This is a genomic window from Streptomyces sp. NPDC048255, assembly GCF_040652415.1.
GTDB lineage: Bacteria > Actinomycetota > Actinomycetes > Streptomycetales > Streptomycetaceae > Streptomyces.
Map to the genome: position 1 here is coordinate 421,027 of NZ_JBEZMA010000001.1, position 8,591 is coordinate 429,617.

The window sequence follows — 8,591 nt, forward strand, 5'->3', positions numbered from 1 at the left end:
GGCGCCCTGTGGTGTGGACGGTGGTCGTGAGGACGACTGTCCACCAGCTTGGCCCGGGGCCGGTGGATCGCCTAGGGGCTGAGGGGCGCATGAACCTGCTTGGCAGCAACATGAGGGGCGGGGCGAAAGCACGCCGGAAAGCACGCCGGGTGGGAACGAGAGTCTCGTTCCCACCCGGCGTGTGTGTTCCTACGGTGCCGCGCTCGCCAGTCAGTCCCTGGTGCGTTCGCGCACGGCCTTGAGGATCTCCTCGACCGCCTCGTCCACCGGGACGAAGTTCTTCTGCTCGCCGCTGCGGTAGCGGAAGGAGACCGCGCCCTTGGCCACGTCCTCCTGGCCGGCCAGCAGCATGTAGGGGATCTTCTGCTGCTGGGCAGTGCGGATCTTCTTCTGCATGCGGTCCGGGCCCGCGTTGATCTCGACCCTGATCTCGTGCTCGCGCAGCCGGTCGGCGATCTCCTGGAGGTAGGGGACCTGCTCGTCGGTGATCGGGATCCCCACGACCTGGACCGGGGCCATCCAGGCGGGGAAGGCGCCCGCGTAGTGCTCGGTGAGCACACCGAAGAACCGCTCGATGGAGCCGAACAGGGCGCGGTGGACCATGATGGGCCGCTCCCTGGTCCCCTCCGCGGACTGGTATTCCAGGTCGAACCGCTGCGGCAGCTGGAAGTCGACCTGGATCGTGGACATCTGCCACGACCGGCCGATGGCGTCCCTGGCCTGCACGGAGATCTTCGGGCCGTAGAAGGCCGCGCCGCCCTCGTCGAGGACCAGGTCCAGGTTCTCGCTGCCCGCGGCCTCCCTGAGCGCTTCGGTGGCCTCGGCCCAGTCCTCGTCCGAGCCGACGTACTTGGGGCTGGCCGGGTCCTTGGTGGACAGCTCCAGGTAGAAGTCGGTCAGACCGTAGTCCGCGAGCAGGTCGAGGACGAAGCGCAGCAGGTTGCGCAGTTCCCCGCCGAGCTGCTCCCGGGTGCAGTAGATGTGCGCGTCGTCCATCGTCAGGCCGCGCACCCGGGTCAGGCCGTGCACCACGCCCGACTTCTCGTACCGGTACACCGTGCCGAACTCGAAGAGCCGCAGCGGCAGTTCACGGTAGGAACGCCCGCGGGACTTGTAGATCAGGTTGTGGAACGGGCAGTTCATGGGCTTGAGGTAGTAGTTCTGGCCCTCGTCCAGCTCCATGGGCGGGAACATGCCCTCCGCGTACCACTGGAGGTGCCCCGAGGTGCGGAACAGGTTCTCCTTGGTGATGTGCGGGGTGTTGACGAACTGGTAGCCCGCCTCACGGTGGCGCTTGCGGGAGTAGTCCTCCAGCGCCTGGCGCACGGCCGCGCCCTTGGGGTGGAACACCGGGAGACCGGAGCCGATCTCGTCCGGGAAGGAGAAGAGGTCGAGCTCGTTGCCGAGCTTGCGGTGGTCGCGCTTCTCGGCCTCGGCGAGGAAGTCGAGGTGGGCCTTGAGCTCGTCCTTCGAGGGCCACGCGGTGCCGTAGATGCGCTGGAGCATCGGGTTCTTCTCGCTGCCGCGCCAGTAGGCGGCCGCGTTGCGCATGAGCTTGAAGGCCGGGATGTTGCGGGTGGTGGGCAGGTGGGGACCGCGGCAGAGGTCCTTCCAGCACAGCTCGCCGGTCTTCGCGTCGAGGTTGTCGTAGATGGTCAGCTCGCCGCTGCCCACCTCGACGTTCGCGCCGTCGTCGGTGGCGGCGGAGCCCTTGATGCCGATGAGCTCCAGCTTGTAGGGCTCGTCGGCGAGCTCCTCGCGGGCCGCCTCGTCGGTGACCACGCGGCGGGCGAACTTCTGCCCGCGCTTCTGGATCTCCTGCATCTTCTTCTCGATGGCCTTGAGGTCATCGGGGGTGAAGGGCCTGGCGACGTCGAAGTCGTAGTAGAAGCCGTTCTGGACCGGCGGGCCGATGCCCAGCTTGGCCTCGGGGAAGAGCTCCTGCACGGCCTGCGCCATGACGTGCGCGGTCGAGTGGCGCAGGATGTTGAGGCCGTCCTCGGAGGAGATTTCCACCGGCTCGACGCTCTCGCCGCCGACGACGGTGGAACCGAGGTCGCGGAGCTCACCGTTGACCCGCGCGGCAATCACGGTGCGGTCCTGGGCGTACAGCTCGGCGAACGTCGTGCCCGCGGGAACTGTCTCGTCGGACTGCTGACTGTCACGGGTGACGGAGATGGTCACGTCGGTCAAGGAGGGCTCCTCGGTGTTCTTGGGGCTTTCTGATCATATTGACAGGCCCGTCGCCCCTGGGGTGGGCCGTCCTGCCGGAGTTGGTCCCGCAGAGCGGGGGCGGAGGCGGGTGGACCCTATCCGAGCGCTCCCGCTCGCGCGGCACGGCGCAGCCCCCACGGGACCAGCAGGGCGGCGGCAGCGGCCCAGCCGCCGCACACCAGGAGCTCACCCAGCAGGTCCGCCCCGGGCAGGGGGCCGCCCGCGGCGAGCTTGCGTATGCCGGCCAGGGCGTGGGTCATCGGCAGGACGGCGCCGACCACCCCGCCCGGGCCTTCGGCGGGCTGGGTGTTCACCCCGCTGAACAGCATCATCAGGATCAGCAGCCCAGAGGTCAGATAGCCCCGGGACTCGGGGAACCGCATGCTCACGGGCGTCAGAGCCAGCGCTAGGGCGTAACAGGACAGCGTAGCCAGGGCCTCCAGGCCGAGAATCCCGGGCAGCGCGGCCGGCGGCAGCGCCGCCCCGGTGATCAGCGGCAGCAGTGCGGTGGCCAGCATCGCGGTCGCCATGGCGTCGCAGACCCAGTACACGCCCCGCGCGGCCAGCACCGGCAGCGGCCCCGTGCGGCTCAGCAGCAGCAGCGGCAGGGTTCCGGCCCGGCGCTCGGCGGCACTGGAGGACACCACGCCCAGCGCGCCCAGCGGGCCGAGCAGGGCGGCGTTGCCGAGCGCGATGTAGTCCTGGCTGTCCGGTGTGCCGAGCAGCCGGCCCAGCGACGCGAAGAAGGCGACCTGGGCCAGGAGCCGCAGCGCCCAGCCGAACAGCCAGGACCGCCAGGTGAACATCCGCCGATAGTCGTGGAAGCCGGCCTGGACCCCGATCTGGAACAGGTGCAGCCGGCGGTCCACCGCCCCCACCAGGCCGGCGAGCCGGCCCGAGGGCAGGGCGGAGGTGGCGAGGGGGTACTCGGTCAGTGGGTGCTCGGACATGGGGTACTCAGACATGGAGAGCGATGCTCCCTTCACGGGCGCGGGTCATGACACGTCGCAGAACCAGTACGCCCAGCAGGCACTGGATGCCTGCCAGGAGCGCCAGGACCAGCAGCCGGGCGTACAGGTCCGCCGGAGTCGCGCGGAGCGCGTCCCGCATCAGGTCGGCGCCCCACGACAGGAACCAGAGCCGGCTCAAGGCCGCCAGCGGCTGCGGCAGCAGCGAGGCGGGGACCACCAGTCCGGCGAGGAGATAGCAGGGGTAGGTGAGGGCGTTCTGATAGGTACGGGCGCCCCGGACCAGCGCGAACACTCCCGCCAGCAGTGTTGCCGCGCCCACGGTGCCCGCGAACGTCAGCAGCAGCGCTGCCAGGAAGGAAGCCGGTGCGGCCACCCGCAGGGGGAAGCCGTACCCGTAGACGCCGATCAGTACGATCTCGGCCGCGGCGGGCAGGCAGAGGGTCGCGGTGGCGGCGATCCGCAGGGTCAGCGAGCGGGTGTACGAGCCGGGGGCGGCCAGCAGCACCTCCAGCATCCCTTCGGCGCGGTCGTGGTCGACCGCCTCGGAGGCGACGAAGACGGCGTGCGACCACATCGTCATGACGAAGGTGGTCAGTGCCACCGGGGCCGCCAGCTCGGGACGGCCGCCGGACCGCACCACGGTGAAGAACACCAGGGAGTAGAGCGGGACGAAGACCAGCAGGGACAGGACGCCCGGGCGGCGGACGATCAGCAGCCAGGCGGTGCGGGTGTGTTCGTTCATCGGACGCTGAACTCCCGGTCGGGTATGACAGCGCGGTAGACGTCACCGAGGCCGGGGGCACTGATCGAGACCCCGGCACAGCCGGTCCTGGCCAGCACGCCCAGGACCAGGGCCAGTTGTTCTGTACCGGTGACGGTGAAGCGCAGTTCGCCGGTCTCGGTCCGGTGGCAGCCGGCTGCGGCGAAGTCGCCGTCCCAGGTGCGCCGGAGCTCGTCCAGGGCGCGGTCGGTCGCCGTGGCGACGCTCACGAGCCGCTGGTCGGCCAGCCCGGCGAGCAGTTCTCCCGGGGTGCCCCTGGCCACGATCCGGCCCTGGTCGAGGAGGAGTACGCGGTGGCACAACTCCTGGGCCTCGCGCATGTCGTGCGTGGTGAGGAGGATGGTGGTGCCCTGGGCCTGGAGCTCCCGTACGAGCTCGAGGAAGCCGAAGGCCGCGTTGGGGTCCATGCCGCTGGTGGGCTCGTCGAGCACGAGCACCTCGGGCTCGGCGACGAGGGCCCTGGCCAGGTGCACGCGCTGGAGCATGCCCCGGGAGAACTTCTCCACCGGGCGGTCCGCGTGCTCGGTGAGCCCCAGCTCCGCGAGCACGGAGCGGGTGCGCTCGCGGCACTCGCGGCGGCCGAGGCCGCACATCGCGGCCCAGTAGCGGACGTTCTGCTCGGCGGTCAGCCGCCCGTACAGGCCCCGTTCCCCGCCGAGCACCAGGCCGATGGACGCCCGTACCGCCCGGGGCTCCCGGACCACGTCGAACCCGGCCACCCGGGCCGTGCCCGAGGTGGGGGTGAGCAGCGTGGACAGCACCCGGGCGAGCGTGGTCTTGCCGGCGCCGTTGGGCCCGAGCAGGCCCATGGTCTCGCCGCGCCGCACGGTGAAGGAGATCCCGTCGAGTGCGTTGCGCTGGCCGGGCTTGCCGCCCTTGTACGCACGGACCAGGTCGGAGACCTCGATGCTGAGGGCGGCGTCCGACAGCGGGGACAGCGGGGACAGGAGGGACAGGGGGGATGGGGGGGACGGGGGTGGTGCAACGGATGACGACGGGGACATGACTGCGCTCCTCACGATCCACTCGGTGGTGCTGCGGACTCGGCGGCCGTGGCGGTCTGGGCCTGGGCCTGGGCGAGTTCCCGGGCGAACTCCTGCGCCCGCCGGTACTGGACGGGGTCGACCCACTCCTGCGTGACCAGCAGGAACGCGCCCAGCGGGCTGGTCAGTACGATGAAGTCACCTGATGCGTGCACCGCGGCCCGGTCCCGCGGCCAGAAGGGGCCGTCGACCCGCAGCGGCATGCCGAAGACCGGGAAGGCCGTACGCAGCCGCTCCGCGACCGACCCGCCGGCTACCAGCTTGCGCTGGACCCGTTCGAGCACGGTCTCGCCGTCGGGGCCGGAGCCCTCGGCCACGGCCGGGCAGAGCCCGGTGCGGCGCTCCCGCTCGGCTTCCGCCGGCTCGGCCAGCGCCGATCCGTAGGCGGCGGCGATGACGGGTGCCACGCTCGGGAAGCCCCGTGCGAAGTCGATCAGCTCCAGCAGTTCCGGGGAGATGTTCGCCTCGGCGGCGGCCTCGGCCAGCTCGGCCGGGTTCGGGGCCTCCGACGAAGCCAGTACCGCGGCGCAGTCCAGTACGTCCCGCACCGTGAAGCCTCGCTGGAAGCGTTCCTCGGCCACCGCGAGAAGCTGCGCCACGCTCTCCCGCGCAGGCATCGCGCTGCGCAGCGGCACGGCCTCGCAGTCGCCGGGGTAGGCGTAGGTGGCGATCTCCACCCTGAGTTCGGGGTCCAGCCAGGGGTCCTCGGAAGGGGCGAACAGGCCGACCATGAAGTGCCCGCCCGCTCCCCACCCGGTGACGGTCAGCATGAGGTCGTAGACCGGCAGGATGTCGGCGACGATCCGGGCGGAACGCCACAGTGCCACCTCGTCGGCGGCCAGCAGATCCAGGTCGCCGGAGGTGCGCACCACCCAGTCGGGCTGGAACCGCGACAGGCCCGGTCCCTTCACCACCCGTGCGCCGTGGGGCGCCACCGCCGCGGCGATCTCGGCGTAGACCGCGAGGCGGGACCGGTGGCGCCGTAGTTCGTCCTCGGAACCGGAGCCCATCCGCCGACCCTCGTGGGCGGCGGCGGACAGCAGCAGCGGGGACAGCGTGTAGGACGCCGTGCGGGCCCGGTGGAGGAGCTCGTCGGGGGGACAGTCCTCATCGGTGCCGAGCAGTTCGCACAGCACTCCGAGGGTGGGCTCGAAGCCTCGGTCGTTGCCTCGGCCGTTCTCGGGCGCGTTCATGGGGACTCCCAGACTTCGGGGTCGAGGGGGCAGCGCCAGTAGGTGTCCAGGAGCTGCCAGCCCTTACGGATCAGTGAGGCGACCACGCGCTCTCCCTGGACGGCGCCTTCGGCGTCCAGGCCGTGTACGACGTTGCCCACGAGGGGCAGGCCGACGTCGGCGGCGTGCCGGGCGGACGCCGCGACCAGGGCCCGGGTCAGGAGCGGGACGTCCTGGTCCTCGTCCACCAGGATGTCGACGAGGTCCACGAAGGGGGTGCCGTACACCTCGTCCACGGCCCCCGTGAGCAGGGTCGCGTGGGCGATGGGGCGAGGACCTCCGGGGGTGTCGAGAGAGGCGATGAGCGACACCCGGTCGGGGGCGGCGAGGTAGGCGTCGACGGTCTCGTCCACCAGCGCGCCGCCGTCGGGAAGCCCGCGCTGGCTGTTGCCGTCGGCGACGGCCCGGCGCAGCCAGTCGCCGACGCGGGCGTCCGCGCCGGGTCCCACCGAGGGGGCGATCGAGATGCCCGGCGGAAGCAGCGGGCCGGGTCCGGCGGCACGGTCGAGGACGAGGTGGGTCAGATCGCGGACCATCGGCGCGGGCAGGGCCACCTCGCCGCGCGAGCGGACCACGAGATTCCGCCACCGCGGGCGCGGCTGCCCGGCCATCACCTCGTGCACCAGCAGCGCCAGCGCGGACGGGTCGGTGAGCAGCGGCTCGGGTGCGTACTCCACCAGGCAGTCGACCCGGCCGTCGGCGGGGTCGGTGCTCGTGCCCGCTATGCACGGGTGGCCCGCGACCTCCCACAGCAGGCCGGTGCCGGCGAAGGACTCCAGGTCCGGCGCGGCCGTGGTGACGGCGACCGCGGTGACGGCGGCGGCGCTCATCGGTCCGCCTCCGGGCGTACGACCACCGACAGCTCCCGCAGCAGCCGTTCGGCGGCGGCCCCGACCTCGTCGGCGGTGACCGCCTGGAGCGCGGCGGCGTCCTCGGCCGCCGACCAGGGGCGGTCCCCGGCGTAGGTGCCGCGGGCCAGCTGGATCGCCTGTCCGAGGGGGTTGTCGGCTTCCTCCAGCAGTTCGAAGGCGGCCTGGCGGCAGGCGGTGGCGACCCGCTGGGGGTCGGGCTCCGCCGCGACCTCCGCGAGGCAGGACCGTACGGTGTCGAGCACCAGCGGGCCGTTCTCCGGTTCGGTACCGACCAGTACCCGCCATGAGCCGCCGTCGCGGTAGCTGCGGTTCCAGGACTGGAAGTGGTAGCCGAGGCCCTTCTCGTGGCGCAGCCTGCGGTACAGCAGCGAGGCGGAGCCGCCGCCCAGTACGTGGCTGAGCACGGTGTAGGCGTGGCGGCCCGGATCGTCGACCGCCGGGGAGCGGCCGCCGATCGACAGCCAGCAGAACTCCTCGGGCCACTCCTGGACCGGGCCGCTGGCGGCGAGGGGGGCCAGGGCGAGGCGGGCGGGGGCGGCGGTGCGGCGGGGAAGCTCGTCGATTCCGGTACCGCGTACGGCCTCCCGTACGTCCTCGGCGGTGAGCGGGCCGACGGCGATCAGGGCGATGGGGGCCGAGGCCAGCAGGTCACGGTGGACGCCGAGGACCTGTTCCATGGAAGCCGCCTGCACTTCGGCCGCGGTCCCGCCGACCGGGCGGCCGAGCGGGTGGCCGGGGAAGAGCTCGCGGATGTAGGCGTCCTGGACGACATCGCACGGGTCGGAGGCGGCTGCGGCGAGTTCCTGGAGCACCGCCTTGCGCTCGGCCTCGAAGTGTTCCTCGGTCACATGGGGCCGGGCGACGGCGGAGGCGAGCGCGGCCATGGTCTGCGCCGCGAGCTCGGGCAGCACCTGGGCGTGGAGCAGCATCAGCTCCAGGCCGGTAACCGCGTTCCCGCTGCCTCCCACGAGCTCGATCTCCTCGGCCAGCGGCCGGGGTTCGGCGCCGTCGGCGCGGTCCACCTGGGAGGACATCAGGATGTGTTCCAGGAGGTGCAGGGTGCCGCCCTGGCCGGCTGGGTCGTGGCGGGAGCCCGCTCCGATCGCCACGGACACGGCGGCGGTGGCGAACCGGTGGTCGGTGCGGGTGAGGATGCAGACGCCGTTGGAGAGGGTCAGCTGGTCGACGGCTGACATCGGACCTCCTGGGTCACGGTGGTGGGGCGGGAAGGAGGAAGAGGTGGGGCCCAGCACCCCGAGGGGCGCCGGGCCCGTGGACGTTCTTCAGGGAGAAGGGCAGGTCACTTGCCCTGGTTGGCCTTGTCCAGGCTGGGGCGCATGCCGACCTTGTGCTGACGGATGGAACCGGCCTTGTCGAGGGACGGGCGCATGCCGACCTTGTGCTGACGGATGGAACCGGCCTTGTCCAGGGCGGGGCGCATGCCGACCTTGTGCTGACGGATGGAACCGGCCTTGTCC

The 8,591-nt window shown here is 71.8% G+C and carries 7 protein-coding genes; all 7 read right to left on the bottom strand.

Translation table 11 applies throughout. The annotated features are described in order from the left end of the window. Window positions 1-210: 210 nt before the first annotated feature. The gene (thrS, locus tag AB0D94_RS02035) at window positions 211-2,193 is read right to left on the bottom strand and encodes a threonine--tRNA ligase (protein ID WP_362044282.1); all 1,983 of its coding nucleotides are present in this window, start codon (window positions 2,191-2,193) and stop codon (window positions 211-213) included. Between the two features lie 116 nt (window positions 2,194-2,309). Continuing rightward, window positions 2,310-3,179 (bottom strand): ABC transporter permease, encoded by an 870-nt coding sequence (locus AB0D94_RS02040; RefSeq protein WP_362044284.1) that lies wholly within the window; start codon window positions 3,177-3,179, stop codon window positions 2,310-2,312. After that, entirely contained in the window at window positions 3,172-3,927 is a 756-nt protein-coding gene (locus tag AB0D94_RS02045; protein ID WP_362044287.1) for an ABC transporter permease, read from the bottom strand. Before AB0D94_RS02045 ends, AB0D94_RS02040 begins: the two co-directional genes overlap by 8 nt. Then, window positions 3,924-4,970, bottom strand: coding sequence for an ABC transporter ATP-binding protein (locus AB0D94_RS02050; RefSeq protein ID WP_362044289.1), 1,047 nt, complete (start codon window positions 4,968-4,970; stop codon window positions 3,924-3,926). Before AB0D94_RS02050 ends, AB0D94_RS02045 begins: the two co-directional genes overlap by 4 nt. An 11-nt stretch (window positions 4,971-4,981) precedes the next feature. Beyond that, window positions 4,982-6,202, bottom strand: a complete 1,221-nt coding sequence (locus AB0D94_RS02055; protein ID WP_362044291.1) for a hypothetical protein — start codon at window positions 6,200-6,202, stop codon at window positions 4,982-4,984. Then, a complete protein-coding gene (locus AB0D94_RS02060) occupies window positions 6,199-7,071 on the bottom strand; it encodes a hypothetical protein (protein ID WP_362044293.1) in 873 nt (290 codons plus the stop codon). The genes AB0D94_RS02055 and AB0D94_RS02060 overlap by 4 nt, the downstream gene beginning before the upstream one ends. Next, window positions 7,068-8,309: a pitrilysin family protein gene (locus tag AB0D94_RS02065; protein WP_362044295.1), complete on the bottom strand. Its 1,242-nt coding sequence runs from the start codon at window positions 8,307-8,309 to the stop codon at window positions 7,068-7,070. The genes AB0D94_RS02060 and AB0D94_RS02065 overlap by 4 nt, the downstream gene beginning before the upstream one ends. Between the last annotated feature and the right edge of the window lie 282 nt (window positions 8,310-8,591).